The sequence below is a fragment of the Kitasatospora sp. NPDC089797 genome, assembly GCF_040684795.1.
In the GTDB taxonomy this organism is placed as follows: domain Bacteria; phylum Actinomycetota; class Actinomycetes; order Streptomycetales; family Streptomycetaceae; genus Kitasatospora.
The window spans coordinates 14821-41246 of record NZ_JBFBGS010000002.1 but is presented as its reverse complement, the minus strand read 5'-3'; the positions used below and the strand labels follow the sequence as shown (position 1 = coordinate 41246).

Genomic DNA, 26426 nt, shown 5'->3' with positions numbered 1-26426 from the left:
CAGGATCATCAAGGATACGCCCGCTTCGCCCGGAAAGAGCGAACGGAGAAGGACGTCCGGGTTACCGGGCGTTGAAGTACTTCGCCTCGGGGTGGTGGATCACGATCGCGTCGGTGGACTGCTCCGGGTGCAGCTGGAACTCCTCGGAGAGCACCACGCCGATCCGCTCCGGCTTCAGCAGGTCGGCGATCTTGGCGCGGTCCTCCAGCTCGGGGCAGGCCCCGTAGCCGAGCGAGAAGCGGGCGCCCCGGTACTTGAGCGCGAACATGTCCTTGACGTCCTGCGGGTCCTCGCCGGAGAAGCCCAGCTCGAAGCGGACCCGGGCGTGCCAGAACTCGGCCAGCGCCTCGGCCAGCTGCACCGAGAGGCCGTGCAGCTCCAGGTAGTCGCGGTAGGAGTTGTCGGCGAACAGCTCGTTGGCCGCCTCCGAGATCCGGTTGCCCATGGTGACCACCTGGAGGCCGACCACGTCCCGCTGGCCGGTCTCCTCCGGGCGGAAGAAGTCCGCCAGGCAGAGCCGGCGCCCGCGCCGCTGGCGGGGGAAGGTGAAGCGGGTCCGCTCGGTGCCGTCCTCGTGGAAGACGATCAGGTCGTCGCCCTTGGAGTTGGCCGGGTAGTAGCCGTAGACCACGGCCGCCTCCAGCCAGCCCTCGGTCTGCAGCCGGTCCAGCCAGGCCCGCAGCCGGGGCCGGCCCTCGGTCTCCACCAGCTCCTCGTAGGACGGGCCCTCGCCGCTGCGCGCCGCCTTCAGGCCCCACTGGCCCTTGAACAGCGCGTCCTCGTCCAGCCAGGAGGCGTAGTCGGCGAACGGGATGCCCTTGACGATCCGGTCGCCCCAGAACGGCGGGGTGGGCAGCGCGTTGTCCAGCGCCACGTCGGAGCGGATCTGCCCGAGGTTGACCTCGGGCTCCGGCTCGGCCACCTCGACCTTGGCGTGCCGGCGCTGCTTGAGCTCCGGCAGGGTCGCACCGGGCACGCCGCGCTTGACCGCGATCAGCGCGTCCATCAGCCGCAGGCCCTCGAAGGCGTCCCGGGCGTAGCGGACCTCGCCCTCGTAGATCTCGTGCAGGTCCTGCTCGACGTAGGCGCGGGTCAGGGCGGCGCCGCCGAGGATCACCGGGTAGTCCGCGGCCAGCTTGCGCTGGTTCAGCTCCTCCAGGTTCTCCTTCATGATCACGGTGGACTTCACCAGCAGCCCGGACATCCCGATCACGTCCGCCCGGTGCTCCTGGGCGGCGTCCAGGATCGCCGAGACCGGCTGCTTGATGCCCAGGTTGACCACGTTGTAGCCGTTGTTGGACAGGATGATGTCGACCAGGTTCTTGCCGATGTCGTGGACGTCGCCCTTGACGGTGGCCAGCACGATGGTGCCCTTGCCCTCGCTGTCGGACTTCTCCATGAACGGCTCCAGGTGGGCCACCGCGGTCTTCATCACCTCGGCGGACTGGAGCACGAACGGCAGCTGCATCTGGCCGGAGCCGAACAGCTCGCCGACCACCTTCATGCCGGACAGCAGGGTGTCGTTGATGATCTCCAGCGCCGGACGCACGCCCAGCGCCTCGTCCAGGTCGGCCTCCAGGCCGTTGCGCTCGCCGTCGATGATCCGGCGCTGCAGCCGCTCGTCCAGCGGGAGCGCGGCCAGCTCCTGGGCCTTGGAGGCCTTGACCGAGGCGGTGGAGACGCCCTCGAACAGCTCCAGCAGGCGCTGCAGCGGGTCGTAGCCCTCCCGGCGGCGGTCGTAGACCAGGTCGAGGGCGGCCTCGCGCTGGTCCTCCGGGATCCGGGCGATCGGCAGGATCTTGGAGGCGTGCACGATCGCCGAGTCCAGGCCGGCCTCCACGCACTCGTGCAGGAAGACCGAGTTGAGCACCACGCGGGCGGCCGGGTTGAGGCCGAAGGAGATGTTCGACAGGCCGAGGGTGGTCTGCACCTTCGGGTGGCGGCGCTTGAGCTCGCGGATCGCCTCGATGGTCTCGATGCCGTCCTTGCGGGACTCCTCCTGCCCGGTGGCCAGCGTGAAGGTGAGGCAGTCGACCAGGATCGCGCCCTCGTCGATGCCGTAGTCGGCGGTGAGCTCGGCGATCAGCCGCTCGGCGATCTCGACCTTCAGCTCGGCGGTGCGGGCCTGGCCCTGCTCGTCGATGGTCAGCGCGATCAGCCCGGCGCCGTGCTCGCGGGCCAGCGAGGCGATCTTCCCGAAGCGCGAGTCGGGGGCGTTGCCGTCCTCGTAGTTCACCGAGTTGAGCACCGCGCGGCCGCCGAGCGCCTCCAGGCCGGCCCGGAGCACCGGCGGCTCGGTGGAGTCCAGCACGATCGGCAGGGTCGAGGCGGTGGCCAGCCGGCCGGCGATCTCCTTCATGTCGGCGACGCCGTCGCGCCCGACGTAGTCCACGCAGAGGTCCAGCAGGTGGGAGCCGTCCCGGATCTGGTCACGGGCGATCTCCACGCAGGCCTGCCAGTCGCCGGCCAGCATCGACTCGCGGAACTTCTTCGAACCGTTGGCGTTGGTGCGCTCGCCGATCGCCAGGTACGAGGTGTCCTGGCGGAACGGCACCGCCTGGTAGAGCGAGGAGGCCGAGGGCTCCGGCTGCGGGTCGCGCCGCACGATCGGGCGGCCCTGGACCCTCTCCACCACCTGGCGCAGGTGCTCGGGGGTGGTGCCGCAGCAGCCGCCGACCAGCGAGAGGCCGTACTCGCGGGTGAACACGTCGTGCGCCTCGGCCAGTTCGGCCGGGGAGAGCGGGTAGTGGGCGCCGTCCTTGCCGAGCACCGGCAGGCCCGCGTTCGGCATGCAGGACAGGCCGATCCTGGCGTTCTTGGCCAGGTAGCGCAGGTGCTCGCTCATCTCGGCCGGGCCGGTGGCGCAGTTGAGGCCGATGTAGTCGACGCCGAGCGGCTCCAGCGCGGTGAGCGCGGCGCCGATCTCGGAGCCCAGCAGCATGGTGCCGGTGGTCTCGACGGTCACCTGCACCAGCACCGGCAGGTCCAGCCCGGCCTCGGCCAGGGCGCGCTTGGAGCCGAGGATCGCGGCCTTGGTCTGCAGCAGGTCCTGGCTGGTCTCCACCAGCAGCGCGTCCGCGCCGCCCGCGATCAGACCGGCCGCGTTCTCCTGGAAGCCGTCGCGCAGCGTCTCGTACGGGGCGTGGCCGAGGGTCGGCAGCTTGGTGCCGGGCCCGATCGAGCCGAGCACCCAGCGGGTGCGGCCGTCGGCGGCGTGGGTGTCGGCCACCTCGCGGGCGATCCGGGCGCCGGCCTCGGACAGCTCGAAGATCCGCCCGGGGATGTCGTACTCGCCCAGCGCGGAGAAGTTGGCACCGAAGGTGTTGGTCTCCACGCAGTCCACGCCGACGGCGAAGTAGGCCTCGTGGACGGAGCGGACGATGTCGGGGCGGGTGATGTTCAGGACCTCGTTGCAGCCTTCGAGGTTCTGGAAGTCCTCCAGGGTCGGGTCCTGCGCCTGGAGCATGGTGCCCATCGCACCGTCGGCCACCACCACCCGGGTGGCGAGCGCCTCGCGCAACGCGTTCGCGCGGCTCTGATGGGTGGTGGACGGGTCGGCTGCAGTGGCCATGGGGCGTCTCCCTGGTGCGACGGCTGTCGGCTTTGCGCACCCGCTTGCTCGGGCACGCACGTGGCCCAGGGTATCCGGCCCGGAGCCCGGCCCGCCGGTGCATTCCGTATCCTGAGCCCTCGACCGCAAGGGGGGAGCAACCGCGTGGCCCGATCCGGGACCGTTGCGCGGCGCACCGGTCGGGCCCTGGGGGCTCCGCTGCGCCACTGGAGGAGCCTGCCGTGGTGGGGCCGCGGTCTGGTCGCGCTGGGGCTGGCGGTGGCCGTGCCGGTCGCCGCGCTGGGCTCGCTGTTCGTCGCGATCCGACTGCACTACTCAGGTGAACCGGCCGCCGAGGCCCGTACCCGGGGCCGGGACGCCGTCTGGCTCGGCCACGCCTGGGTGGACGGCCGCAAGACCGAGACCGACGTGGCGGCGCTGGCCCGGCAACTGGCCGGCACCGGCGTGCGCGACCTGTACGTGCACACCGGACCGCTGGAGCACGACGGCTCGCTGCCGCCGTCCGTCCACCCGCAGGCCCGCTGGTTCACCGGGGCCGTCCACCGGGCGCTGCCCGGGGTGCGGGTGCAGGGCTGGCTGGGCGACGAGGTCAAGCCGGAGCGGGACGCCCTCGACCTGGACGACGCACCCACCCGGGACCGGATCACCGACTCCGCCCGCCAGGTCCTCGACCAGGGCTTCGACGGCGTGCACTTCGACATGGAGCCGATCCGCCCCGGCACGGCCGGCTGGCTCGCCCTGCTCGACCAGGTCCGCCCGGTGACGGCCGCCCGCGGGGCGGAGCTGTCGGTGGCGGCACCGCAGATCGACCCGGTCCCCGGCCTGCACACGGCCGGCATCCTGCTCACCGACCACGGCAAGTGGTGGGACGCGGCGTACTTCCGCGAGACCGCCCGCCGGGTCGACCAGATCGCGGTGATGACCTACGACACCTCGATGCCGACCGAGCCGCTGTACGGCGGCTACGTCGCGCTGCAGACCGAGCTGGCGCTGGCGGCCACCCCGCCGGAGGTCGACCTGCTGATCGGCCTGCCGTTCTACTGGGACGACCGGTGGGGCCACTGGGGCCGGGCGGAGACCGTCCCGGCGGCGGTCCGGGGCGTCCGGCTGGGCCTGGGCCGCCAGGACCTGCGGCGGGCGAACTTCGGCGTCGCGCTGTACGTGGACTTCGCGGCGACGCCGGAGAACTGGGCGGCGTACCGCAGCGGCTGGGTGGACCCGGCCTGACCGGGTCCGGGGCCGCTGCGCCCGGCCGGGCCGTTCGGGCCGCCCTGACCGCCCGGGCCGCTCAGCCGGCCATCCGGTGGGCGAGGGCGCCCAGGTAGCGGTGCACCCCGGCGGCCTCGCCGGTCAGGTAGCGGGCGACCGCCCGGTCCACCGGCCGACGGACCTCACCGCGCTCGGTCACGGTCAGTGAGCAGCCCGGCCCGGCCGGGGCGAGCCGGTACGTCCAGGTACCGCCGTGGGGCGGCTCCGCATCGGCGATGCCGGTCACCAGCCGGTACGGGGCCTCGCTCGCCACCACCTCGTAGGTGGTGTGCCCGTGCCGGTCGTACTCGCGCCAGCGGGGGCGGCCGCCGGCTCCGGCGGGCAGCCGTTCGACATGGGTCAGGCCCGGGCGCCAGGCCGGGTACAGGTCGATGTCGGTCAGCACCTCCCACACCGCGCCGGGCGGCTGTCCCAGCTCCAGCCCACCCTCGGTGACGTGCCCGACCGGCAGCCGGCGTCCGGCCCGGTCCGCCGCCAGCAGCGCGCCTCCGGCCAGCGCCGCCGCACCCGCGCCCGCGCCGATCCACAGCCGTCGGTTCATCGGTCGGCCCCTTCCGCCCGGCCCCGCCTCCCCATCATCGCGCCGCCGCGCCCGGGCGGCGATCCGTCCCGCTGCGTCGCTGCTCGGACACCCTGCGTGCCCGTCGGGCGATCTGACGGTGCGTCAGCCGCTGTCGGGCGGATATCCGCTGGATCAGGGCGGTCCGCTCCCCCAGACTGTCCCGGTGCCCGACCACCATGCGCATCAAAGCCCGTAGGCTGGGCAGGTAGGGACCATGGAGCGAGCCGTTCCATGGGAGACGAGAGGTTCGACAGGCGGGAGCCGGCCCGTCAGTGCCCCGGCAGGCCAGCCGAGGCGGTGCCGGTCCGACCGCCGACCGGAGGGAGACGCTGGGTGATCGAGCTGGAAGATGTTCCCGAGTTGATCGACCCGGTGATGGTCTGCGCCTTCGAGGGGTGGAACGACGCGGGCGACGCCGCTTCCGCGGCCCTGGCGCATCTGGACGAGACCTGGGGCGGCAAGGTGATCGCCGCCCTGGACGCCGAGGACTACTACGACTTCCAGGTCAACCGTCCGACGATCTGGTTGGACGGCGGCATCCGCCGGATCACCTGGCCGACCACCAGGCTCTCGGTGGTCCGGGTGACCGAGCCGACGACCAGGGACGTGGTGCTGGTCCGCGGCATCGAGCCGAGCATGCGCTGGCGCTCGTTCTGCAACGAACTGCTCGGCTTCGCGCACGAGCTGGGCATCGAGCTGGTGGTGATCCTGGGCGCGCTGCTCGGCGACACCCCGCACAGCCGGCCGGTGCCGGTCAGCGGGGTCACCTCCGACCCGGACCTGGCCCGTCGGCTGGACCTGGAGGAGAGCCGCTACGAGGGCCCGACCGGGATCGTCGGGGTGCTCCAGGAGGCCTGCACCCACGCCGGGGTGCCGGCCGTGACGCTCTGGGCCGCGGTGCCGCACTACGTCGCGCAGCCGCCCAACCCCAAGGCCACGCTGGCGCTGCTGAACAAGCTGGAGGACCTGCTGGACCTGCCCATCCCGCCGGGCGAACTGGGCGAGGACGCCCGGGCCTGGCAGTTGGGCGTGGACCAGCTGGCCGCCGAGGACAGCGAGGTGGCCGAGTACGTCCAGCAGTTGGAGGAGGCGCAGGACACCGCAGAGCTGCCGGAGGCCTCCGGGGACGCGATCGCGCGCGAGTTCGAGCGCTACCTGCGCCGACGGGAGAACGTCGGGCCGACGGGCGAGAAGCCGGTGTCCGGGCACGCGACGGCCGAGCGCCCGGCCGAGCCGGAGGGGCCGGGCACGACCCGGGAGAGCCAGGAGGGCGCCGAGGAGGAGTAGGCGGCCTCCTCGCCCGGCGTGCGTGGGCCCCGGCAGCGGCCCCGCGGCTCCGGCGGCTCCGGCGGCTCCGGCGGCTCCGGCGGCTCCGGCGGGCGGAACGTTGAAGGGGCGCCTCGGACCTCGGTCCGGGCGCCCCTTCGGTATTCCTCGGTGACTACAGCGCGACGCCGAGCAGGGCGTCCACGGTGCGGGAGACCAGGCCGGGGGCGCCGATGTCGGTACCGCCCTCGCCGTCCTGCCGCGCGGCCCAGCGGTCGACGGCGGCCAGCGCGGCGGGCGCGTCCAGGTCGTTCGCCAGCGCCGCGCGGACCTCGGTGAGCAGTTGCTCGGCGGCCGGGCCGTCCGGCCGGGAGACCGCGGCCCGCCAGCGGGCGAGGCGCTCGACGGCCTCGTCCAGGACGGCCTTGGTCCACTCCCAGTCCTCGCGGTAGTGGTGCGCGAGCAGCGCCAGGCGGATCGCCGCCGGGTCGACGCCCTCGCGGCGCAGGGCCGAGACGAAGACCAGGTTGCCGCGGGACTTGGACATCTTGTGGCCGTCCAGGCCGACCATGCCGGCGTGCACGTACGCCTTGGCGTACGGGTGCGAGCCGGTGGCGGCCTGGGCGTGCGCGGCGCCCATCTCGTGGTGCGGGAAGGACAGGTCGCTGCCGCCGCCCTGGATGTCGAAGGTCATGCCCAGGTACTGCAGCGCGATGGCGACGCACTCGATGTGCCAGCCGGGTCGGCCGCGGCCGAGCTCGGTGTCCCAGGCGGGCTCGCCCGGGCGGGCGGCCAGCCAGAGCAGGGCGTCCAGCGGGTCGCGCTTGCCGGGGCGGTCCGGGTCGCCGCCGCGCTCGGCGAAGACCGGGCGCATGGCCTCGCGGGTCAGGCCGGAGACCTCGCCGAAGTGCGGGTCGGCGTCGACCGAGAAGTAGATGTCCCCGTCCACCTGGTAGGCGGCGCCGGAGGCCAGCAGCTTCTGGACGATCGGGACGATCCACGGGATCGACTCGACGGCGCCGACGTAGTGGGCCGGCGGGAGCAGCCGGAGGGCGGTCATGTCCTCGCGGAACAGGGCCGTCTCGCGCTCGGCGAGGGCCACCCAGTCCTGGCCGGTCTCGGCCGCGCGCTCCAGCAGCGGGTCGTCCACGTCGGTGACGTTCTGGACGTACAGGACGTCGTGGCCGGCGTCCTTCCAGACCCGCTGCACCAGGTCGAAGGCGTTGTAGGTGGCGGCGTGGCCCATGTGGGTCGCGTCGTAGGGCGTGATGCCGCAGACGTAGATCCGGGCGGTGCCGTCCTGCGGCACCACCTCGCGGACCGTGCCCGCTGCGGTGTCGAAGATACGGAGGGGGAGCCCCTGACCAGGCAGGGCGGGAACCTCGGAGGCGGGCCAGGCATGCATGGGATCGACTTTAACCTTGAGAACATTTGAAAGCCTAACCAGTCCGCAAGATCGACTGGAATCGCTTCCCGTCGTTGCCCGACCGGTTGGTGGCTGGTAAAGCGCGTTCCGTTTCGGGCGTATGACGCGATCCGCACGGATCCGGGCACGGGTGAGCGCGCCCGATCGGTTCCGGGCACGGGTGAGCGCCCGGTCGGCCCTGCCGCCGACCGGGCGCCCGGCTCCCCGGGGGAAGCGGCCGGAGCCGCTACGACCGCTGCCAGAGGGCCGGTACGTTCGGCGGCTCCCAACCCGCCATGGCGGTGTGCGCCTGGAGGCAGACGTAGGAGGCGCCGGAGTAGGTGACGCGGTCGCCCGCGCGGTACGCCGTGCCCGCGGCCCAGCTGCCGCCGCCGGGCGGCGTGGTGGGCCCGCCGGTCGGGGTGCCGGTGGGGGTTCCGGTGGGGGTGGCCGTCGGGGTCGGGGTGCCCGGGGTCTGCGGCACGTCCAGCACGAAGTCGAAGCTGCCGTCCTCGCCGGAGCCGTTCTGCCGGATGTTCATCAGCAGCCGGGCGTCGTAGATGGTGTCGGTGTTGTTGCGGGGCTCGCCCGGGAAGTAGAGCTGGGTGGTCAGGATCGGGCGGCCGGGCGCCTGGACCTTGACGTGCAGGTGCCGGGTACGGCCCGGGTAGAGGCCCGGGATGATGGTGTCCAGCTTGTACGCGCCGTTGGCGTCGGTGAACTGGTGGCCGCGGAAGGTGAAACCGACGTTGTCGTAGTTGCCGCCGTCGTCGGCCTGCCAGAAGTCCAGCAGCACGCCGGAGATGGGCAGGCAGGCGCGGCCGAAGACGTAGCCGCTGACGGTCAGCCGGGTACCCGGGCCGTCATTGACCATCGAGCTGCGCAGCGGGGAGTTCGGCTTGAAGTACGGGCCCTCGATCTGCTCGATGGTGGGGTCGTCCCCGTCGTGGCAGTCGGGGGTCAGGCCTGGGATGCGGCCGCTGCCGACCTGGTCCCGGGCCAGCGCCACTCCGCCGCCGATCAGCAGTGGCGCGGCTCCGAGCACGGCGGCGGCCTTCAGGACGGTTTTGCGGCTGATCATGCCGTCGGACGGGGACATGCGCCGTCTCCTTCCCGTGGATTTTTGTGGGGGTGGGGGGCGGCCCTTGCCATGGTGGGGGCATGACAAGGGCCGAACCGGCCGCCCGTCCGCGCGCTGGACCGACCGCCGGTGGCCAGCACTGACACTACGGACCGTCCGGGGCCACAGCGATGGACATGATCCGGGGATCGTGGTGATTTCCGTCGACCCGGGAGCGGAACTCCCCCGGGGTCATCCCGGTCTCCCGCCGGAAGAACCGGCAGAAGTACGCCGGGTCCGCGAAACCCGACTCCTTGGCGACCTGACGGATCGTCAAATCCGTGCAGGCGAGCAGTCGTTTGGCCTCCAGGGTCTGCTGCCGGCGGATCAGCCCGCCCGGGGTGCGGCCGGTGGCCTGCTTGACCAGGGTCTGCAAGTGCCCCGGGGAGACCCCGAGTTCCTGGGCGGTGGAGGCCACCGAGTGCCGCACCCCGCCCGGCCGGGCGATCAACCGGGTGAAGGCCGCCGCCAGTTCGGCCGGCCGGGTGGGCACCGCGGGCCGGTCGTCCGGGGTGCGGGCACGCAGCGCCCGGACGATCAGGATGTGCAGGCTGGCCCGCAGCACGCCCTGGTAGCCGGGCGCCATGGTCAGGTACTCCTGCTCCATGTCGGCGAGCAACCCGGCGACGGCCCCGGCCTGTTCGCCGAGCCCGATCCCGGGGCGGGTGGCCAGGGCGCGCAGCGCGGCCAGGTCCTGCGGGTGACCCAGCAGGAAGTCCTCGTTGAACAGGACGACCCGGCCGGTGAGCCCTTCGGTGTCCGCCCAGTGGTGCACCTGGCCGGGCGTGATCACGCACAACTGCGGTGGCGCCAGCGGCCGGTGGACCAGGTCCAGGACGTGGGCACCGCGGCCGCCGGTGACCAGCACGATCTCGTAGAACGAGTGCCGGTGGGGGAAGTTGGCCCGGGAGAGCGGGCCGATCGCGTCGAAACTGCCGATGGCGAAGGGCAGTAGGTGGGGCAGCGGGACCTGCAGGCGGTGCAACGGCAGGTCCGGCGCGGTTCGGGGGGTGGTCCGTCGCACGTCCATCGGAGCAGTGTGCGACCTATTCCGGTAACAGGTCCAGACCACCGGCGGGTAACCCGGCCGGGGACCGGGGCTGAACGCCCGGGGCGCCGGGCCGCCGGGGCCGCCCCGGCGGTTGCGGCGGGGTGCGGACGGTTCGCGGCCACGTCCGGCCGGACAGGCCTAGACCGGCGGCCAGGGGATCGAGGGCCAGTCCGCGGCCGGCAGCGGGTGGGTGCCGGAGCTGCGCAGCCCGGCCACCCGGGCCCGGGTGGCGTCCAGTTCGGCACCGGTCAGGTGCGGGGCCAGGCGCTCGGCCAGCTCCCCGTCCAACTGCTCGGCCAGCCGGGCCAGTACCTCCAGCGCCTCGGCGGGCAGCGGGTCGCCCGCCCAGCCCCAGAGCAGGGTGCGCAGCTTGCCCTCGGTGTTGAAGGTGACGCCGTGGTCGATGCCGTACACCCGGCCGTCGGCCGCGGGGATCAGGTGACCGCCCTTGCGGTCGGCGTTGTTGAGCACCGCGTCCAGCACGGCCAGCCGGCGCAGCCGGCGGTCGTCGTGGTGCACCAGCAGCGCGGTGCGGCCGCCCTCGACCTCGGCCCGGACGATGGGCAGCCAGCCCTCCTCCGGCCCGGTCGGGTCCTGCAGCGCGAGCAGCGGCTCGGCCGCCGGATCGGGCTCGACCCACAGCTGGACCATGCCCGGGCCGTGCGGACCGTCGCGCAGCACGGTCGGCGGGATCAGCTCCCAGCCGGTCGCCGCGGACAGCTCGTACGCGGCGACCTCCCGGCCGGCCAGCGTGCCGTCCGGGAAGTCCCACAGCGGGCGCTCCCCGGCCACCGGCTTGTAGACGGCCTGCGCGCTCAGCGAACCGTGCTCGACGGTGCAGTACAGCGCGGCGTTGGAGGCCTCGGTGAGCCGGCCGTGCACGGTCAGCCCGCCCTGGCGCAGCAGCGCGAGGGCGGTGGGCACGTCGGCGGCGAGGGCGGCGGCGGCCGCCGGGTCGGCCTGCGGCGGGGTCTCGGTGTTCAGCGCCGGTACCCGTTCGCGCGCGGGCACAGGTGGCCCTCCGGGTCGAGCGGCAGGTTGCAGAACGGGCAGGGCTTGCGACCGGCCGCGACCAGGTCCAGCGCGCGCTTGGCGAACACCCGGGCCATCGCGCCGGTCAGCCGCACCCGCAGCATGTCCGGGCCGTTCTCGTCGTCCTGGAGGGCCTCCTCCTCGCCCTCCGCGTCCTCCTCGTCCTCCACCAGCGCCTGCGCCTCGACCACCAGGCAGGCGTCCACGCTGTCCCAGGCCAGCGCCATGGTGCCGACCCGGAACTCCTGCTCCAGCGGGAGGTCCAGCGGGGCGGTGTCCAGCAGGTCCTTGGGCGCGGTGGCCGGGATGGACGCGTCGCCCCCGCTGCGCCGCAGCGCCTCGTCCAGGACCTCCTCGATCCGCTCGGCGAGCGCGGCGACCTGGTTCTTCTCCAGCAGCACGCTGGTGATCCGGCCCCGGGCGCTGGCCTGCAGGTAGAACGCCCGGGCGCCGGGCTGGCCGACGGTGCCGGCCACGAACCGTTCGGGCTGGTCGTAGAAGAAGACCTGACGGGTCACGCGCTAGCTCCGGATCGGGTTGTCCAACTGGGCAGGTGGTCGAACTGCGGGGCACTCATCAGTCACCCTACGACCTCCGGGGCCCGGCCGGGGAGCCGAGCGGGGCCCGTGGGCGGGGTGGCACCCGCGGGCGCGGGGCGTGCCGCCGGGGCCGCCTCGCCGCGGGCGGTGCGGGCGCGGCGCCTCGGGCCGTGCGGTTCGGCGGTGCGGTTCGGCGGTGCGGTTCAGGCGGTGCGGTTCAGGCGGTGCCGCCGACCACCGCGTCGCCGACCGGGGTGGTCGCGGCGGCGGAGTCGGCCGGGGGCCTGGGCGCGAGCGAGGAGAGGTCACCGGTGTCGCCCGTCCTGAGCACGAACGGCCGCTGCGGGGTGTAGCGGATCGCGGTGACCGAGCAGGGCTCGACGCTGATCCGCTGGAAGTGGTCCAGGTGCAGGCCGAGCGCGTCGGCCACCACCGCCTTGATCACGTCCCCGTGCGAACAGGCCAGCCAGACCGCGTCCTCGCCGTGCTCGGCGGCGATCTTCGCGTTCCACTCGCGGACCGCGTCGACCGTGCGGTGGCTCAGCTCGCGCAGCGACTCACCGCCCGGGAAGGCCGCGGCGGCGGCGTGGTCCTGGACGGTGCGCCAGAGCGGTTCCTTGGCCAGCTCGGCCAGCGGGCGGCCGGTCCACTCCCCGTAGTGGCACTCCCCCAGCCGCTCGTCCTCGGTCGGCGGGCCCAGCTCGGGGCGGGCGGCGAGCAGCGGCTCCAGGGTCTGCCGACAGCGCTCCAGCGGGCTGCTGACGGCCCGCACCAGCGGGATCCCGGCCAGCCGCCCGGCCAGCGCGGCGGCCTGCGCGCGCCCGGTGTCGTCCAGGTCCACGCCGGGGGTCCAACCGGCCAGGATCCCGGCGGTGTTCGCGGTCGAGCGGCCGTGGCGGACGAGCAGCAGGGTGGGCATGGGGCCAGCCTACGGCCTCCGGGCCCCGTCGTGGGGCGCGATCGACGCCGCGGCGGCGGCCGGGGTGCGGCCCGGCTCCCGGCCTCCCGGCCCGGCGGGCCGTGCCGGGATGCCCTTCCGGGGGACAATGGCCCGCATGATCGTCCACTGCGCCGCGTACCAGGACGGCCGCCGACTCGGGGCCTCCGAGGACCTCACCGACACGCTCGCCGCCGCCCGCGAGGCCGGCCCGGACGCCTTCGTCTGGGTCGGCCTGTTCGAACCGACCGCCGAGGAACTCGACCGGGTCGGCAAGGAGTTCGCGCTGCACCCGCTGGCCGTCGAGGACGCGGTCAGCGCCCACCAGCGCCCCAAGGTCGAGGCCTACCAGGGCTCGCTGTTCGTCACCCTCAAGACCCTCGGCCACCACGCCGACAGCCACGCCGTCACCACCGGCGAGGTGATGGTCTTCGTCGGCCCGGACTTCGTGATGACCGTCCGGCACGGTGCGGACGCCCCGCTCAGCGGCCTGCGGGCCCGGCTGGAACAGCAGCCCGAACTGCTGCGCTACGGGCCCAGTTCGGTCCTCCACTCGGTCTGCGACACCGTGGTGGACGGCTACGTCGAGGTGGCCACCGCGCTCCAGGTCGACCTGGACGAGTTGGAGGCGGACGTCTTCGCCCCCGGCCGGGTCGGCCGCGACACCGCCGGGCGGATCTACGGCTACAAGCGCCAGGTGATGACCGTCCGCCGGGCCACCGCCCCGCTGCTGGAGCCGATGCTCGGGCTGGAGCGCGGCGCCCCGTTCGTCCGCCCGGAGGCCGCCCCCTACCTGCGGGACGTCGCCGACCACCTGGCCCGGGTGAACGACCAGGTGGACGGCATGGACCGGCTGCTGACCGACATCCTCAGCGCCAACCTGGCGCAGGTGAGCGTGCAGCAGAACAACGACATGCGGAAGATCTCGGCCTGGGCGGCGCTGGCCGCCGTCCCGACCATGATCGCGGGCGTGTACGGGATGAACTTCGACGTGATGCCCGAACTGCACGAGCCCTGGGGCTACCCGGCGGTGCTGTCGTTCATGGCACTGGTGTGCGTGGTGCTGCACCGGGTGTTCAAGCGGCACGACTGGCTGTAGCGCCGCCGGGGCCTGCGGCCCGGGTCGGCTACGCGAGCCCGGCCCGCTCCAGCGCCTCGACTCCGGTGCGCAGCGCCCGGATCCGCTCGTCCAGGGTGAAGCCGGACGGGGCCAGGGTGAGGGTGGTGACGCCCGCGTCGGCGTAGGCCTGCATCCGGTCGGCGATCCGGGCGGTGTCGCCGATCAGCGAGGTGGCGTCGATCAGGTCGTGCGGGACGGCGGCGGCGGCGCCCGCGTAGTCCTTGGCCAGGTACTTCTCCTGGATCTCGTCGGCCGCCTGCTCGTAACCCATGCGCCGGGTCAGCTGGTTGTAGAAGTTCTTCTCCTTGCTGCCCATGCCGCCGATGTACAGCGCCGCGTAGGAGCGCAGGCCGTCGACCCCGGCCTTGACGTCCTCGCCGACCGCGAGGTTCACGGTCGGGCAGAGGTCGAAGCCGTCCAGTGTCCTGCCGGCCTTGGCCCGGCCGGCCGTGAGCGCGTCGAGGGACAGCGCGGAGTGCTCGGGCGAGAAGAAGATGCCGAGCCAGCCGTCGGCGATCTCGCCGGTCAGCTCCAGGTTCTTCGGGCCGATCGCGGCGATGTACAGCGGGATCCGCTCGCGCACCGGGTGCACGGTCAACTTGATCGGCTTGCCCGGGCCGCCGGGCAGCGGCAGGGTCCAGTGCGCGCCCTCGTGCACCAGCCGCTCGCGGGACATCGCCTTGCGGACGATCTCCACGTACTCGCGGGTGCGGGCGAGCGGCTTGTCGAACTTCACGCCGTACCAGCCCTCGGAGACCTGCGGGCCGGAGACGCCGAGGCCGAGCCGGAACCGGCCGCCGGAGAGGGTGTCCAGGGTCGCGGCGGTCATCGCGGTCATCGCCGGGGTACGGGCCGGGATCTGGAAGATGGCCGAACCGACGTCGATCCGCTCGGTCCTGGCGGCGACGAAGCTCAACACGGTCGCCGCGTCCGAGCCGTACGCCTCGGCCGCCCAGCAGACCGAGTAGCCGAGCCGGTCGGCCTCCTGGGCCACCGCGATGTTGTCGGCGTCCATGCCGAGTCCCCAGTAGCCGAGGTTGATGCCGAGTCGCATGTGCCGAACCTTCCAGTCGGGTGGGCCCGGTGGCCAGTCGGGCGGACGTGGTGGCCGGTCGGACGGGCCGGGCGGGCGGGCCCGGACGGCGAGCGTAACCGCGTTCGCGGAGGTCATGCTACTGACGGGTAGTGGTGGCCTGGGTCACACCGCGCGCATTGATCGTTCTGCGGGTCTGCGCCCCTGCCCGGGCACCGGCCGCTACGCTCAGCCGACGTGGGGAGCGCTCTCCTCACCTGCGCGTTTACAGGGCCACCGGGGCCACCGGGGCCACCGGCCAGTGGAGGGCCCGTCCGATGGAAAAGCGCCACCTCGGCCGTACCGGCCTACAGGTCTCCCGCCTCGGTCTCGGCACCATGACCTGGGGCCGGGACACCGACGAGCACGAAGCCGCCGAGCAGCTCAAGGAGTTCGTCGACGCCGGCGGCAACCTGGTCGACACCGCCGACGTGTACGCCGACGGCGGCGCCGAGTACCTCATCTCCCGCCTCACCGACAACCTGATCCCGCGCTCCGAACTCGTCATCGCCACCAAGGCCGGCAGCGTCCCCGAGTCCACCCGCCGCTTCGACGGCTCGCGCGGCCACCTGCTCGCCGCCCTGGACGCCTCGCTGCGCCGGCTCGGCACCGAGTACGTCGACCTGTGGCAGGTGCACGCCTTCGACCCGACCACCCCCGTCGAGGAGACCCTCAGCGCCCTCGACATCGCCGTCTCCTCCGGCCGCGCCCGCTACGCCGCCGTCTGCGACTTCAGCGGCTGGCAACTCGCCAAGGCCGCCACCTGGCAGCGCGCCCACCACGACCGGATGCCGCTGGCCGCGGCCCAGTTGGAGTACTCGCTGCTGCAACGCGGCATCGAGCGGGAGGCGCTGCCCGCCGCGCTGGACGCCGGGGTCGGCGTGCTGGCGGGCTCACCGCTCGGGCGCGGGGTGCTCACCGGGAAGTACCGGCACGGCGTCCCGCAGGACTCGCGCGGCGCCTCGCCGTACCTGTCCGGGTTCGTCCAGCCCTACCTCGGGGAGCGCTCCCGGCGGATCGTGGACGCCGTCGCCACCGCCGCCGACGGGCTCGCCAGCAGCCCGCTCGCGGTCGCGCTGGCCTGGGTCCGGGACCGGCCCGGGGTGGCGAGCGCACTGGTCGGGGCGCGCACGGTGGCCCAGCTCCAGGCGGCACTGTCGGTGGAGGCGCTTACGCTTCCGGGAGAGATCCGCGGCGCGCTGGACGACATCTCGTCGCCGGTGCACCGCTACCCGGACCAGGGGTGGACGGAGCTGTAGCCCCGGCCGGGTCGTCGAACAGAACGTGCAGTGGAGTGACCTTTGGAGCGGACGACGATGAGTGACACGGGGAACGGCGCTCCGGAGGAGACGGCGGCCTCGCCGGCCGGCAAGGCCGCGGAGCTGGCGGCGGTCATGGAGCAGATGCGCCGGATCGAGCAGCGGGCGGCGCGGCCGGGGGCCCACCGACTGGGCGCCTCCGGCGCGAAGGCGGCGGAGCCGGCGGAGTCCGGGCCGGTGCCCGGGGTCGAGGGTGCGGAGGCGCCGGGCTCCGAACCCTTGGACACCGAGGCGGCGGGTTCCGAGGCCGCGGGTTCCGAGGCCGGGATCGCCGAGGCGTCGGCGGCTGGTGGCCCGACGGTTCACCGGGCGAGCCCGCCTGCTGCTCCCACCGCCCCCGCCACCCCCACCGCCCCGGTCGGGCAGCCCGACGCGCCGAACGGCGACGCGCTCCGGCAGACCACCGAGGTGCTGGCCGCCGGCGGCGCCCCGACCGAACTGGCGGCCGCCGCGGTGACCGCGTTCGGCGACGGTGCGGCCGCGCGGCTGCGCGACGACCCGTGGGCGGTCCTCGGCCTCCCCGGTGTGCGCCCCGAGCACGCGGACCACTTCGCCCGCGGGCTGCTCGGCGCCGAGGCCGCCCCGGACGACCCCCGCCGGGCCCAGGCCCTGGTCGTCTGGCTGCTGGAGCAGGCGGCTCTGCGCGGCCACTCCGCCCAGGCCCTGCCGGACGTGGCCGCCGGGCTCGAACGGCTCCGGATGCCGGAGCCGGCCGCCGCGATCCAGCACGCGGTCGCGGACGGGCGGGTGCTGCCGTTCCAGGAGGAACTGGGCGGAGCCGAGGCGCAGTCGGCGGGCGGCGAGGAGGACGAGCCGCCGACCCGGACGCTGCTCGCGCTCGAGGGGCTGGCGATGGCGGAGGACAGCCTCGCCGAGAAGCTGCTCCAGCTGATGGCCACCTTCGTCCCGGGCGAGGACCCCGCGGCCGTCGAAGCCGCGGAGCCCGAAGCGGTCGAAGCGGCGGACGCCGACGCCGGAGCGGTCGAGGCCGAGGGGTCGGCCGTCGAGGACGCGGGCACCGCGGCCCCCGTCGAGGCCGGGCCCGTCCCCGTCGGTCCCGCCGCCTGGGAAGCCGCCGCCGCGGCGGCGTCCTCCTCCTCCGCGAGCGCCCTGATCCGGGCCGTCGCCGAGCACGCCCTCGTCCTGCACACCGGCGGCGAGGCCGCCCGCGCCGAGCCGGCCGCGCTGGTCGCCGCCGCCCGGGAACTCGGGCTGCGCGCCTGGGCCGCCACCTGGACCGACCAGGGCAAGGCATCCTTCGACGCGCTCGGCGAGGCCGCGACCCCGGTGGTCACGCTCACCGAGCTGCTCTCCGGCACGGCCGGCCCGCGCCGGGCGGCCGACGGCTCGCTCGCCCTGGACCTCCTGGTCGTCCTGGACGCCCCGCTGCTGGACGTCGAACTGGCCGCGATCGTGCTGGAGTCGCTCGCCGACGGCACCCGGCTGGTCCTCAGCGGGGACCCGGGGCAGCTCTGGTCGGCCGGTCCCGGCCGGTTCTTCGCCGACCTGCTGGCCGCCAAGGTCTGCCCCGCAGTCGCCTCCCGCACCCCGGACTTCGGCCCGATCGGCGAGCTGGTCTCCGGCGTCGGCGTCGGCGAACTGCAGCCGGTCGAGGCGCCGGACAAGGAGGTGGTCATCCTGACCGCCAAGGACGGCGGCGAGGCCGTCCACCGCGCCGTGCAGCTGCTCACCGACTCGATCCCGCGCGCGCTCGGCATCCCCGCCGAGCAGGTGGTGCTGCTCACCCCGGGCCACGGCGGACCGGCCGGCACCCGGGCGCTGAACGCCGCGGCGAAGGCCCGGTTGAACCCCGGCCCCGGGCGCTTCGGCGGGTTCGACCCAGGCGACCGGGTGGTGGAGTCCCCTGCTCCCGGGGTCACCCGCCCGGCCCGGGTGCTGGACGGCGACGCGGCCGGCCTGCACCTGGAGTACCCCGACGGCTCCCGGCGGACGGTCCCGCCCGCCGAGGCCGGCCGACTGCGGCACGGCTGGGCGCTGACCGTCCACCAGGCGCTGGGCCGCCGCTGGCCCGCCGCGGTGGTCGTGGTCCCGGAGGACGCCGGGGCGGCGCTCTCCCGGCAGTGGGTCTACACCGCGTTCGGGCGCGGCGAGCGGCACCTGTCCGTGGTCCACGCGGCCGGGCCGGCGCTCGCCCAGGCCGTCGCCGAGCGCCCGGCGCAGCCGCGCACCACCCGGTTGCGTTCCGTCCTCGCGGAGAACGCCGTCGCCGAGCAGTGACCGGGGGTGGCGGTCCGGCGCGCTGACCGCACGCGGTCGGTGGTCACGCGCGCCGGGGGCGCGTACCGGTCCCACGTGCCGGCTGTGCGCACCGGTCGCGCGTGCCGGTCACCCGGATCGACGGGTCGACGCGTGGAGGGCGGGCCCGGTGTCCCGGGCCCGCCCTCCACGGGTGCCTCCGACGTCAGTCGTCGGGGTCCTCGTCGTCGTAGACCTCGCTCACGTCGAACCGGCAGATCAGCAGCTGCGGGTCCGCGTGCTCGAAGGGCTCCGGCAGCCACTCCCCCGGCTCGGTCGGCTCGGCCGCCGCGACCCAGAGCGTCGAATCCGCCTCCTCCAGGCCGAACTCCTCGCTGCGGGCGGCGATCTCGTCCGGCTCGTACTCGCCGAACAGCACGCCGATCGCGGAGTTGACGCCGCCGGCGCCGCCCGGGGTCAGCGACTCGTCGAGCCGCTCGGCCTGCGCGCGCAGCCGCTTCGGGTCCACCACGTGGTAGTCGCGGCGGATCAGCACGCTGATCGCCTCGGGCTGTTCCGGGCCGTGGTAACCGCCCGGTCCCTCGTCGCCGGGGATCTCGAAGGGCGTGACCTCGTCGTAGACCTCGTAGAGGAGTTGGTCGTAGGCGATGGCCGCCGTCGCCAACTGCTCGTAGGCAGTGGACACGGCGGGATCATCAGTTGCGTTGGGGCTTGACACCGCTTCCAGATGACGGTCGATGGCGGCCTTGACCGCCTCAGCGGCGGCGCGTACCTCGGCAATGGTGGGCTGCGCGGCATCAGACATGGTGCAGACGCTATCTCCCCGCGATGCCGGTACGCACAGCGGTTGTCACCTACACCCGCGATTTCACCGCAACTTCCCCCTTGATGTCCGATTCCGTCACTTCTGTCCCCCGGCAGAACCGGCGCGGGTCGGGCGCAGAGGGCGCGCGACCGGCCCGGCGGGGCCGTCCGGGTGCCGCTTCGCGCGCCGGTATCGGGGTATCCCCTCCTCAGCAGCAACAGAACTGATGCACTGTCAGCCGGGCGTTCGGGCCGGCCGCCCCCGAACCGCCGGACCGGGACGGGAGGACGGCCGGAAATACCCGGGCCGACTGTCCGGGGCAGGCCGTAGGCTTGCCCGCAGGTGATCCTCAGGAGGAGCGTTTTGACCCCACCGAAGCCGGTCCGGCAGCCGGAGTACGAGTACCAGTCGTTGCGCATGCCGCGCGGCACCACGCGCAATGCGGCGCGCCAACTGCTCACCGAGCACGCCGAGTACGGGCACTGGGAGCTCGACCGGCTGAGGCTGTTCCCCGACGGCAGTCGGACGGTCCGGCTGAAGCGGCGGATCATCCGACAGGTCCGGATCTGGTGACGGGCGCCGCGCAGGCCGCCTGAGGGGATCCGCTCCCGGCCTCCACGCGCCCGCGGCCGCCCGGTTGAACGGGCGGCCGCGGGCACGTCGGCGGGGTGTGCGAGAGGTCGCTCGCCGGGCGCCGCGTCGGGTGACTCCCCGGACGGGCGCCCCGGACTCAGCGGGCGCCGGCGCCGACCCGGGCGCGACGGTAGAGCACGCCGCCGCCGATCAGCAGCGCCAGCCCGGCGGCGCCGAGCAGCTCCACGTCGCCCGCGCCGGTGTGGGCGAGCTCACCGGCCGCCGCGACGTTCTGCGCGGCGGGCGCGGCCGGGGTGCCGACCCGGGCGGCGGCCGGAACGGCCTGGGTGCCGCCGGCCTTCGGCGCCTGGGCGGCCGGGGTGCCCGGGACGGCAGCGGTCGAGGGGCCGCCGTTGCGCGAGCTGCCCGTGCCGGTGTCGTCGCCACCGTGGACGGGCGGCGGGGTGTGGCCCTCGGGGCAGTCGTCGGTCGGCTTCGGCGCGGGCTGGGCGACGGTGCCGCAGCCGTTGCCGAAGGCCGGGTTGCCGACGCCGACCACGTTCACCGAGTTGCCGCAGGCGTTCACCGGCACGTGCACCGGGGCCTGGACGCTGTTGCCGGAGATCACCCCGGGCGAGCCGGCGGCCGTGCCGGCCGCGGAGGCCCCCGAGGCGGAGGAACCCCGGCTCGCACCGGTGCCGGAGGCGGCGCCGCCGGGCAGGCCGCCGTGGCCGGGCCGCGGGGCGGCATGGCGGCCGCCACCGCCGCTGACGTTGGCGCAGTGGTTGCCGTACGCCGGGTTCAGCACGCCGATCACGTCGACCGTGTTGCCACAGGCGTTGATCGGCACCTCGACCGGCACCTGCACCGAGTTCCCCGAGGCGACACCCGGTGATCCCGCGGCGCCCCCCTGCGCCTCAGCGGCCGCGTAGGCGTAGCCGGCCGTCGAGGCCAGCACGCTGCCGGTGGCCACGGCGGTGAGGATCCCCTTCTTGGCTACATTCCTCATGATTTCCCCTGACGTTTTCGAGTACGGCGTGGCGACCTTGACATGAACCTGTATGAAAGTCGGAATTTTTGTATATCCGGAAATCACCCAAGGTCTTCGACTGCACAGAGTTAACGAAAGGCAGACCGGGAGGTTGAGCCGAACGAAGCAGCTTCACCCGATCGAGCGATCAGGCCGCCCCGGCCTTGTCGTGCCTCCCGGAACCGACCGCACGATGGCCGCCGCAACGGCCCCGAGCGGAGCGGAGGCCGCCCGAACGGCCCCGCGCAAAGGCCCCCGGTGCGGCGCGTCCGCCGCCCGGGGGCCGTTCTCAGCCCGGCTCAACGGGCCTCAGCGGCCCGGAGGTCGACTCAGAAGTTGGCGCAGTGGTTGCCGAACGCCGGGTTCAGCACGCCGATCACGCTGACGGTGTTGCCGCACAGGTTGACCGGCACGTGCACCGGCACCTGGACCGAGTTGCCGGCCACGACACCCGGGGAGCCCACGGCCGCACCCTCGGCAGCGGCACCGCCGTGAGCGGACGCCACACCGGCGGCGGCGAGCACCAGGCCACCGGTGGCGGCGGCGACAGCGGCGATCTTCTTGACCTTCATCATTCCTCCTGTATGGACAACGCAACCCGTTCGGCGGGCTGCACAGGAATGAACGACGCTGCGGCAAACGGGGTACGGAACAGATTTCCCATTCACCCGCAACGGTGAGGGTTCGCACAAGCGCGCGGGCTTGAATCAGCTAGCAGAATCGTTTCTGTTGATCTCTTTCAACCCGTCCCACAATCATGCGCTCGGACAATGCGGTCGGCCCGCCCCCGGCACTCCGGGAGCGGGCCGACCCAGTCGCCTGATCAGCAGGCGTCGATGAAGCGGTCCAGCACCCGGACGCCGAACTTCAGGCCGTCCACCGGCACCCGCTCGTCCACGCCGTGGAACATCCCGGCGAAGTCCAGCTCCGGCGGCAGCTGCAGCGGCGCGAAGCCGAAGCAGCGGATGCCGAGGTCCTGGAAGGACTTGGCGTCCGTCCCGCCCGAGAGGCAGTAGGGCACGGCGCGGGCGATCGGGTCCTCGGCGCGCAGCGCGGTCTGCATCGCCTCGACCAGCGCGCCGTCGAAGCCGGTCTCGATCGCCCGGTCCGAGTGCAGCGACTCGCGCTTCACGCGCGGGCCGAGCACGCTGTCCAGCTCGGCCAGGAACTCCTCCTCGTAGCCGGGCAGGAAGCGCCCGTCCACGTGCGCGGTGGCCTGACCGGGGATCACGTTCACCTTGTAACCGGCGCCGAGCATGGTCGGCTGGGCGGTGTTGCGGAAGGTGGTGCCGATCATCTTGGCGATGCCGCCGAGCACCCGGACCACCTCGTCCATGTCCTCCGGGTCCAGCCGGTACCCGAGCACGTCCGAGAGCTCGTCCAGGAAGGCCCGCACGCTCGGGGTGATCCGCAGCGGGAACTTGTGCCGGCCGAGCCGGGCGACGGCCTCGCACAGCTCGGTGATCGCGTTGTCGTCGTTCGCCATCGAGCCGTGCCCGGCCCGGCCCTCGACCGTCAGGCGCATCCAGTGCATGCCCTTCTCGGCCGTCTCCACCAGGTAGAACCGGGCCTGGTCGTTCACCGTGAAGGAGAAGCCGCCGACCTCGCCGATGCCCTCGGTCACGCCCTCGAACAGCTCCGGGTGCTTGTCCACCAGGAAGCGGGCGCCGTAGGTGCCGCCGGCCTCCTCGTCGGCGAGGAAGGCGAGCACCAGGTCGCGCGGGGGCTTGCGGCCGGTGCGCAGCCGGTCCCGGACCACCGCCAGGGTCATCGCGTCCATGTCCTTCATGTCGACCGCGCCGCGCCCCCACACGCAGCCGTCGGCGATCTCACCGCCGAAGGGGTCGTACGTCCAGTCCGCGGCGTTGGCCGGGACCACGTCGGTGTGGCCGTGGATCAGCAGACCCGGACGGGACCGGTCCTCGCCCTCGATCCGGACCACGGTCGAGGCCCGCCCCTTGGCCGACTCGAAGATCTGCGGCTCGATCCCGAACTCGGCGAGCTGCTCGGCCACGTACTCGGCCGCCTTGCGCTCCCCCGGGCCGGAGCCGTCCCCGTAGTTGCTGGTGTCGATCCGGATCAGATCGCGACAGATCTCGGCGACCTCCGACTCAGCCGTCACCCTCGGCGCCGCCGACTCGCTCCGCTCGCTCACGGTCACTCCTCGTCTTGGGCCCGCACCGACGCACCAGCGCGCCACCCCCAGGACCTGCACCCGGGCCGTACGAGCACGTCCGCCCATCCTCCCCCAGCGCCCGATCCCGATCCACCCCCCGCACGCCCCCGAAACCCGCTGGTCACACCCCCGCCACAGGCCGCCCCTTGCCCCCGCCACCAGCGCCGCTCCCCGCTCCGGAGCCGTTTTGGGACCCCAAGCCGATCTTTGCTACAGTTACATCTGTCAGCGCGACGGACGAGAGATCGGAAGCCGCGAGGGCGACACCCGGTCCGGGTGGCGGAATGGCAGACGCGCTAGCTTGAGGTGCTAGTGCCCTTTATCGGGCGTGGGGGTTCAAGTCCCCCCTCGGACACCAGCTTTACCGGATGAGACCCCAGTTCTTCTGGGGTCTTTTGCGTTTCCGGGCCACGGTGCGGCCCGCACCGGGTGCGCACACCCGCCCGGTGGAGGCCCCGGGGCGGCCGGGGCCTCCAGCCGCCGGTCAGGCGTCGGCCGGGGCGGCGGGCTTGATGTTCTGGTTCACCCGGAACGTGTTGGCCGGGTCGTACTTCGCCTTCAGCTCGGAGAGCCGCCGGTAGTGGTCGGCGCCGTAGGCCGAGACGATGCGCCGCTCGCCCTCGTCGAGCAGTTCGTTGACGTAGACGCCGCCCGAGGTGAAGCGCTGGAGGGTGTCGTAGGTCTCGCGGCACCAGGCGGTGTTGGCCGCGTCGTCCTGCTCGTCGGTCCAGCCGCCGAGCAGGGTGACCAGGAAGCCGGGCTCGCGGTGCGGGTAGGCGGTGGCGTCCGGGGCGACCCGGGCGACCTCGCCGCCGAGGAGCATCATACCGATCTGGGACAGCTCCGACTTCCGGGTGCGGAAGCCTTCGATCAGGCCGGCCAGGGCCTCGGCCGTGACCGTCTCGATCATGAAGGACCGGGTGTAGTAGCGGCGGTGGTGGGCCATGTCCGCGTCGGCGAGCTGCTGGACCTTCGGGTACGGCATGGTCTCGGAGGTGCGCAGCACCGGCTCGGGGCCGAAGCCCGCGAGCGCGTCGACGAGCGCGCCGGTGTCCTCGGCCGGGGCGGTGTCGACGTAGCGGATGGCGATGCCCGTGTCGCCGTCCGCCAGGTCGAACAGGCCGACGGCCAGGGCCAGGCGGTCCGGCGCCGTGGCCGCGAAGGCGGACAGGCCGGTGGCGACGGCCGCGTGGTCGCCGGCGCGGTAGGCGACGATGCCGGTGCGGCAGGCGCCCTGCGGGTGGAGCCGGTACTCGAAGGAGGTGACGATGCCGAAGTTGCCGCCGCCGCCCCGGATCGCCCAGAACAGGTCGGCGTCGTCCTCGGCGCTGGCCCGGCGCACCTCGCCGTCGGCGAGGACGACGTCTGCGGCGACCAGGTTGTCGACGGTGAGCCCGCGGGAGCGGCACAGCCAGCCGATGCCGCCGCCCAGGGTCAGCCCGGCGATGCCGGTGTGGGAGACCTGGCCGCCGGTCACGGCGAGCCCGAACCGGTAGGTCTCGTCGTCGAGTTCGGCCAGCAGCAGGCCGGGCTCGCAGATCGCGACTCCGCGCTGGAGGTCGACCCGGATGCCCTTCAGCCCGCTCAGGTCGACGACCAGGCCGTCGTCGATGGTCGAGTGGCCGGGGTAGCTGTGGCCGCCGCTGCGTACGGCGAGCCGGATGTCGTGCCGGGTGGCGAAGCGGACCGCCTCCACCACGTCGGCGGCTCCGGCGCAGCGCACGATCAGGCCCGGGTGGCGGTTGAAGTAGCCGTTCCACACCAGCCGCGCCCGGGCGTAGCCCTCGTCGTCCTGGGCGAACACCTGGCCGCGCACGGTGGTGCGGAGGGCGTCGACGTGCTCGGGTGCGACGGCTTGTCCCGAACGGTTCTTCAGCGTCATGGGGAGGACTTCCTGTTCGTCGGAGGGGGCGCGCCGGAGGGGCGGCGGGGTGTCAGACGGCGGCGGAGTGCGCGGCGACCAGGGCGGCGACGCCGGCCGCGGTGCCGGCCTCGGCCATGTCGTCCTCGGAGAGGCGGGTGCCGTACTCGCGCTCGAGGATCACGGACAGCTCCAGCAGGACGAGGGAGTCGAGCCCCAGGTCGGCGAAGGCGGTCGTGGGGGTGATCGTGGCGTCCATGGAGAACTTGTCCACCAGGAGGGTCATGACGCGCTCGGTGATGTGGTCCATCGATGGTCCTTTCGCACGGGGCGGGCGGGTGACGGGGGCGTCGCGGCCGGGAGGGGCTTCGCGAGCGGTACGGGAGCTGCGGGCGGCGCGGGAGTTGCGGGCAGTACGGGAGCTGCGGGCAGTACGGGAGTTACGGGCGCTACGGGCGGGCCGGGGGCCGGGCGGGTCACGGGCTCTCGATGCCGGCGACCTTGATGTCCGGCCAGCTGAGCGCCGCCGAGCCCCAGCTGAGCCCGCCGCCGAAGGCGGTCAGAAGGACCCGCTGCCCGGGTGCGAGCCGCCCCTCGGCCGCGGCGTCGGTGAGGGCGAGGGGGATGGAGGCGGCCGAGGTGTTGCCGACCTTGTCCAGGTGCACCACGACCTGCTCGCGGGGCACGTTCATCACGTCGGCCACGGTGTGCAGGATGCGGACGTTCGCCTGGTGACCGACGAACCAGTCGACGTCCTCGGAGCTCCAGCCGATCGAGTCCATCAGGGCCTCGGAGGACCCTGCCATCCGGTCGACCGCGTGGGTGAAGATCTCCTTCCCGCGCATGGCGAGGTAGTTGTCCTCCTCGCGCAGCGGCTCCCGGCGGGAGCGCTGGCGGGAGCCGCCGGCGGGCAGCACCGCGAGGTCCCGGTTGGCGCCGTCGCTGCCGAGGTCGAAGCCGACCAGGGCGCCCGGCTCGTCGGCCGTTCCGGCCCGCAGCACGGCCGCGCCGGCGCCGTCGCCGAAGATGATCGCGGTGGCGCGGTCCGCCGGGTCGAGCCGGGTGGACCAGATGTCCGCGCCGATCACCAGGACGCGTTCGGACAGGCCCGCCACGATCGAGCCGGCCGCGGCGTGCAGGCCGTAGACGAAGCCGGCGCAGGCGGCCGACAGGTCGTAGCCGGGCACTCCGGCCATGCCCAGCCGGGTGGCCACCTCCGGGGCGGTCGCGGGCATGGGCTGGTTGGGCGTGCTGGTCGCCAGGATCACCAGGTCGACCGAGTCGACGCCGGCCGACTCCAGGGCTCGCCGGCCGGCCACCGTCGCGAGGTCACCGGTGGCGGTGCCGGGGGCGACCCAGTGGCGCCGGCTGATGCCCGTCCTGGTGCGGATCCACGCGTCGTCGGTGTCGATCGTCCGGGCGATCTCGTCGTTGTCCACGACCCGTTCGGGCACCATGGCGCCGAGGCCGGCGAGGACGGCGGAGCGGCTCACGGCCTGCT

The 26426-nt window shown here is 73.7% G+C and carries 22 protein-coding genes and 1 tRNA gene; 7 read left to right on the top strand and 16 right to left on the bottom strand.

Annotated elements, in window-relative coordinates:
* Positions 1-61: 61 nt before the first annotated feature.
* Complete coding sequence (gene metH / locus AB0O91_RS01800) at positions 62-3571, bottom strand: methionine synthase (protein WP_363427141.1); 3510 nt, start codon at positions 3569-3571, stop codon at positions 62-64.
* 144 nt (positions 3572-3715) lie between these two features.
* Here metH and AB0O91_RS01795 point away from each other — a divergent pair, with 144 nt between their 5' ends.
* Entirely contained in the window at positions 3716-4798 is a 1083-nt protein-coding gene (locus AB0O91_RS01795; protein WP_363427140.1) for a hypothetical protein, read from the top strand.
* Positions 4799-4859: 61 nt separating this feature from the next.
* Here the strand turns inward: AB0O91_RS01795 and AB0O91_RS01790 are convergent, their stop codons facing one another.
* Positions 4860-5381 (bottom strand): SRPBCC family protein, encoded by a 522-nt coding sequence (locus AB0O91_RS01790; RefSeq protein ID WP_363427139.1) that lies wholly within the window; start codon positions 5379-5381, stop codon positions 4860-4862.
* 354 nt (positions 5382-5735) lie between these two features.
* Here AB0O91_RS01790 and AB0O91_RS01785 point away from each other — a divergent pair, with 354 nt between their 5' ends.
* Positions 5736-6689: a PAC2 family protein gene (locus tag AB0O91_RS01785; RefSeq protein ID WP_363427138.1), complete on the top strand. Its 954-nt coding sequence runs from the start codon at positions 5736-5738 to the stop codon at positions 6687-6689.
* Between the two features lie 154 nt (positions 6690-6843).
* Here the strand turns inward: AB0O91_RS01785 and mshC are convergent, their stop codons facing one another.
* The 6 genes from mshC to AB0O91_RS01755 form a co-directional block, all read right to left on the bottom strand.
* On the bottom strand, positions 6844-8073 hold the full coding sequence (gene mshC / locus AB0O91_RS01780) for a cysteine--1-D-myo-inosityl 2-amino-2-deoxy-alpha-D-glucopyranoside ligase (RefSeq protein ID WP_363427137.1): 1230 nt from the start codon (positions 8071-8073) through the stop codon (positions 6844-6846).
* A gap of 247 nt (positions 8074-8320) precedes the next feature.
* Positions 8321-9172: a carbohydrate-binding protein gene (locus AB0O91_RS01775; RefSeq protein WP_363427136.1), complete on the bottom strand. Its 852-nt coding sequence runs from the start codon at positions 9170-9172 to the stop codon at positions 8321-8323.
* A 127-nt stretch (positions 9173-9299) separates the two neighbouring features.
* Positions 9300-10223, bottom strand: coding sequence for an AraC family transcriptional regulator (locus AB0O91_RS01770; RefSeq protein ID WP_363427135.1), 924 nt, complete (start codon positions 10221-10223; stop codon positions 9300-9302).
* 159 nt (positions 10224-10382) lie between these two features.
* On the bottom strand, positions 10383-11168 hold the full coding sequence (locus AB0O91_RS01765) for an SCO1664 family protein (RefSeq protein WP_363427387.1): 786 nt from the start codon (positions 11166-11168) through the stop codon (positions 10383-10385).
* 56 nt (positions 11169-11224) lie between these two features.
* Positions 11225-11794, bottom strand: coding sequence for a DUF3090 domain-containing protein (locus tag AB0O91_RS01760; protein ID WP_363427134.1), 570 nt, complete (start codon positions 11792-11794; stop codon positions 11225-11227).
* Positions 11795-12032: 238 nt separating this feature from the next.
* Positions 12033-12734 carry an MSMEG_4193 family putative phosphomutase gene (locus AB0O91_RS01755; protein WP_363427133.1) on the bottom strand — a complete coding sequence of 234 codons (702 nt, stop codon included), beginning with the start codon at positions 12732-12734 and terminating at the stop codon, positions 12033-12035.
* Between the two features lie 127 nt (positions 12735-12861).
* Here AB0O91_RS01755 and AB0O91_RS01750 point away from each other — a divergent pair, with 127 nt between their 5' ends.
* On the top strand, positions 12862-13851 hold the full coding sequence (locus tag AB0O91_RS01750; RefSeq protein WP_363427131.1) for a magnesium and cobalt transport protein CorA: 990 nt from the start codon (positions 12862-12864) through the stop codon (positions 13849-13851).
* Between the two features lie 28 nt (positions 13852-13879).
* Here AB0O91_RS01750 and AB0O91_RS01745 read toward each other — a convergent pair whose 3' ends face one another.
* Positions 13880-14926, bottom strand: a complete 1047-nt coding sequence (locus AB0O91_RS01745) for an LLM class F420-dependent oxidoreductase (protein ID WP_363427129.1) — start codon at positions 14924-14926, stop codon at positions 13880-13882.
* 296 nt (positions 14927-15222) lie between these two features.
* Here AB0O91_RS01745 and AB0O91_RS01740 point away from each other — a divergent pair, with 296 nt between their 5' ends.
* Together AB0O91_RS01740 and AB0O91_RS01735 are read left to right on the top strand one after the other, a co-directional pair.
* Entirely contained in the window at positions 15223-16203 is a 981-nt protein-coding gene (locus AB0O91_RS01740) for an aldo/keto reductase (RefSeq protein WP_363427127.1), read from the top strand.
* Positions 16204-16260: 57 nt separating this feature from the next.
* Positions 16261-18501, top strand: coding sequence for a helix-hairpin-helix domain-containing protein (locus AB0O91_RS01735; RefSeq protein WP_363427125.1), 2241 nt, complete (start codon positions 16261-16263; stop codon positions 18499-18501).
* 184 nt (positions 18502-18685) lie between these two features.
* Here AB0O91_RS01735 and AB0O91_RS01730 read toward each other — a convergent pair whose 3' ends face one another.
* A complete protein-coding gene (locus AB0O91_RS01730; RefSeq protein ID WP_363427123.1) occupies positions 18686-19285 on the bottom strand; it encodes a hypothetical protein in 600 nt (199 codons plus the stop codon).
* Positions 19286-19648: 363 nt separating this feature from the next.
* Here AB0O91_RS01730 and AB0O91_RS01725 point away from each other — a divergent pair, with 363 nt between their 5' ends.
* Positions 19649-19858, top strand: coding sequence for a DUF5703 family protein (locus AB0O91_RS01725; protein WP_363427122.1), 210 nt, complete (start codon positions 19649-19651; stop codon positions 19856-19858).
* A gap of 157 nt (positions 19859-20015) precedes the next feature.
* Here AB0O91_RS01725 and AB0O91_RS01720 read toward each other — a convergent pair whose 3' ends face one another.
* From AB0O91_RS01720 to AB0O91_RS01710, 3 genes are all read right to left on the bottom strand, one after another.
* A complete protein-coding gene (locus AB0O91_RS01720; protein ID WP_363427120.1) occupies positions 20016-20867 on the bottom strand; it encodes a chaplin in 852 nt (283 codons plus the stop codon).
* A gap of 350 nt (positions 20868-21217) precedes the next feature.
* Entirely contained in the window at positions 21218-21463 is a 246-nt protein-coding gene (locus AB0O91_RS01715; protein WP_363427118.1) for a chaplin, read from the bottom strand.
* A 248-nt stretch (positions 21464-21711) separates the two neighbouring features.
* Positions 21712-23043 carry a M20/M25/M40 family metallo-hydrolase gene (locus tag AB0O91_RS01710; protein WP_363427116.1) on the bottom strand — a complete coding sequence of 444 codons (1332 nt, stop codon included), beginning with the start codon at positions 23041-23043 and terminating at the stop codon, positions 21712-21714.
* 291 nt (positions 23044-23334) lie between these two features.
* On the opposite strand from AB0O91_RS01710, the gene AB0O91_RS01705 reads away from it, so the two are divergent.
* Positions 23335-23422: transfer RNA gene (locus tag AB0O91_RS01705), tRNA-Leu, on the top strand.
* Between the two features lie 126 nt (positions 23423-23548).
* Here AB0O91_RS01705 and AB0O91_RS01700 read toward each other — a convergent pair.
* The 3 genes from AB0O91_RS01700 to AB0O91_RS01690 all read right to left on the bottom strand — a co-directional run bounded on the left by AB0O91_RS01700 (position 23549) and on the right by AB0O91_RS01690 (position 26418).
* Positions 23549-24946 carry an FAD-binding oxidoreductase gene (locus AB0O91_RS01700; RefSeq protein ID WP_363427115.1) on the bottom strand — a complete coding sequence of 466 codons (1398 nt, stop codon included), beginning with the start codon at positions 24944-24946 and terminating at the stop codon, positions 23549-23551.
* 52 nt (positions 24947-24998) lie between these two features.
* Positions 24999-25235: an acyl carrier protein gene (locus AB0O91_RS01695; RefSeq protein WP_363427114.1), complete on the bottom strand. Its 237-nt coding sequence runs from the start codon at positions 25233-25235 to the stop codon at positions 24999-25001.
* A 166-nt stretch (positions 25236-25401) separates the two neighbouring features.
* Positions 25402-26418 carry a beta-ketoacyl-ACP synthase III gene (locus AB0O91_RS01690; RefSeq protein WP_363427113.1) on the bottom strand — a complete coding sequence of 339 codons (1017 nt, stop codon included), beginning with the start codon at positions 26416-26418 and terminating at the stop codon, positions 25402-25404.
* Positions 26419-26426 lie beyond the last annotated feature (8 nt).

Bases quoted from the DNA above. Each gene is read 5' to 3' on its own strand.
- AB0O91_RS01750 (WP_363427131.1), top strand. From the start codon at position 12,862: ATGGCCCGCATGATCGTCCACTGCGCCGCGTACCAGGACGGCCGCCGA.
- AB0O91_RS01735 (WP_363427125.1), top strand. From the start codon at position 16,261: ATGAGTGACACGGGGAACGGCGCTCCGGAGGAGACGGCGGCCTCGCCG.
- metH (WP_363427141.1), bottom strand. From the start codon at position 3,571: ATGGCCACTGCAGCCGACCCGTCCACCACCCATCAGAGCCGCGCGAAC.
- AB0O91_RS01790 (WP_363427139.1), bottom strand. From the start codon at position 5,381: ATGAACCGACGGCTGTGGATCGGCGCGGGCGCGGGTGCGGCGGCGCTG.
- AB0O91_RS01695 (WP_363427114.1), bottom strand. From the start codon at position 25,235: ATGGACCACATCACCGAGCGCGTCATGACCCTCCTGGTGGACAAGTTC.
- AB0O91_RS01740 (WP_363427127.1), top strand. From the start codon at position 15,223: ATGGAAAAGCGCCACCTCGGCCGTACCGGCCTACAGGTCTCCCGCCTC.
- AB0O91_RS01770 (WP_363427135.1), bottom strand. From the start codon at position 10,223: ATGGACGTGCGACGGACCACCCCCCGAACCGCGCCGGACCTGCCGTTG.
- AB0O91_RS01730 (WP_363427123.1), bottom strand. From the start codon at position 19,285: ATGTCTGATGCCGCGCAGCCCACCATTGCCGAGGTACGCGCCGCCGCT.
- AB0O91_RS01715 (WP_363427118.1), bottom strand. From the start codon at position 21,463: ATGATGAAGGTCAAGAAGATCGCCGCTGTCGCCGCCGCCACCGGTGGC.
- AB0O91_RS01700 (WP_363427115.1), bottom strand. From the start codon at position 24,946: ATGACGCTGAAGAACCGTTCGGGACAAGCCGTCGCACCCGAGCACGTC.
- AB0O91_RS01745 (WP_363427129.1), bottom strand. From the start codon at position 14,926: ATGCGACTCGGCATCAACCTCGGCTACTGGGGACTCGGCATGGACGCC.
- AB0O91_RS01775 (WP_363427136.1), bottom strand. From the start codon at position 9,172: ATGTCCCCGTCCGACGGCATGATCAGCCGCAAAACCGTCCTGAAGGCC.
- mshC (WP_363427137.1), bottom strand. From the start codon at position 8,073: ATGCATGCCTGGCCCGCCTCCGAGGTTCCCGCCCTGCCTGGTCAGGGG.
- AB0O91_RS01755 (WP_363427133.1), bottom strand. From the start codon at position 12,734: ATGCCCACCCTGCTGCTCGTCCGCCACGGCCGCTCGACCGCGAACACC.
- AB0O91_RS01720 (WP_363427120.1), bottom strand. From the start codon at position 20,867: ATGAGGAATGTAGCCAAGAAGGGGATCCTCACCGCCGTGGCCACCGGC.